The organism is Thiolapillus sp. (genome assembly GCF_048562965.1).
Taxonomy (GTDB): domain Bacteria; phylum Pseudomonadota; class Gammaproteobacteria; order Chromatiales; family Chromatiaceae; genus Thiolapillus; species Thiolapillus brandeum_A.
In genome coordinates this window covers 1-1608 of record NZ_JBHNMF010000690.1, presented here as the reverse complement: position 1 = coordinate 1608, position 1608 = coordinate 1, and the positions used below count along the sequence as shown (strand labels likewise).

1 protein-coding gene is annotated in these 1608 nt (G+C 59.8%); it reads right to left on the bottom strand.

The features are described from left to right. Positions 1 to 1608: choice-of-anchor Q domain-containing protein (locus ACOCD2_RS19210; RefSeq protein WP_293675098.1), on the bottom strand; the 1608-nt coding region annotated here is incomplete at both ends.

Below are 1608 nucleotides of genomic sequence, written 5' to 3'. Positions count from 1 at the left end.
GCATTGGTGGCCGCCAATGTGGCGATTTGACCGCGCAGCGTCGCAATGAGGCCGTTCAGCGACGCGATCCGAGTGTTGAGCGACGCGATCCGCGCCCCCAGTGTTTCCACCGTGTCCGGCTTAGGAAGGGGCGCAGGGTTCGGGTCCTCCTCGCGTATATAATCGGGCCGCACAGTGTTGATATCGTGCGCGGCGGGTGATGCAGGGGCGCTTGCGCCCACTTCAACAGCACCAATGTCGCACTGTGAGCCGCCACGGGGGGCACCGCGCTGGTCGGCCGGGGGGCAATGGCTGGCCGCCCCATCGATAACGGCGCTGTCAGAGCGGGGCATCATGGTTTTGGTGGGACCACCATTGTCCATCAGCTGGTCGATGTTGGGTTCCCCCCGGTTTGAGCCGCCACAGCTGGCATCATCGGCCCAGCTGTTGACCGAACTGAAATGGCCGCCCTCACAGTTGTCGCTGCTGACCCCTGCGATGATCGTGTTGATCAGGTGGACGTCATAGTCTCGCGTATCATGGGATGGCACAGATGACGGGTACTGGTTGTACATCACCGAGTTGCTCGCCGTGTTGCTCGGGTGCGCCCCCTGGTTGTTGACCATTGTGACGTTTTTGAGGGTCGCGCTGCCACTTCGGTTATACAAAACGGTGCCCTCACTGTACCGACCATTGATCACCTGTGCCTCATTGCGGGTGAACGTTGTATTGAGTGCGTGAACATCGCCGCCGTGGTTATAAATCGCACCACCGTTGCCCACAGAGACGTTGGCCTCGAGCGTGGAGGCCTCGACGCGCAGATTTCCGCCGCCGTCAAAGGTGATGCCGTTGTATATACCCCCGCCGCGTCGGTCGGCTGTATTGTGATCGATGGTGCTGTGGGATACCGTCACATCGCCACGGTTGTATATGGCACCTCCAAAGCCACTGGCGGCGCGGTTATAGTCGATATGGCAGTGGTCGATGATCACAATGCCGTAGTTGAAAATAGCGCCCCCCGCGCGCTCTCTGCCGCCGGTGAGGTGAACGCTGGTCAGGGTCAGCACGCCTGATTTTTTGACATCGAACATCCGGCTGACCGGAAGACCTGATGCCGCCTTGTTTACGCTGATCGTGACATCAGGCACACCGTCGCCGTTGATGTCGCCGTCGACGGTAATACTTTTTACAACATCGATATCATCGCTCAATTTGACGGTCTTCCCGAAAAGCCACGGTGCAAAAACGATCGTATCTCCGTTTTTCGCCGCCCCCATCTGTGCGCGAAACGATCCCAGACCGGCGTCGTTGGTGTTGGTCACCCGCAGGCTGCTGGGCACGTGGTTGGTGTCGTGGAGTTCGTTTGATAGCGCCACCATGGCGTCCTGAAGCTCATGCAACCGGGCACTCGTGGGTGCCTGCCTGTTGATTGTCCGGGCGACCGGTGGCACCGGGATGATGGCCCCGTATTCCACCGAACCGATATCACACGCCCGGTCATGGACGCCATTGACGCGATCAATGCGCAATGCACCGCGTTGATCCTTCGCCGCGCAGCTGTGATGTGAGGTCGGATCAATCAGGCCGCTGGTGCCATGGTCGGGGTCGTCATAATAAGGCGTGTGCGAT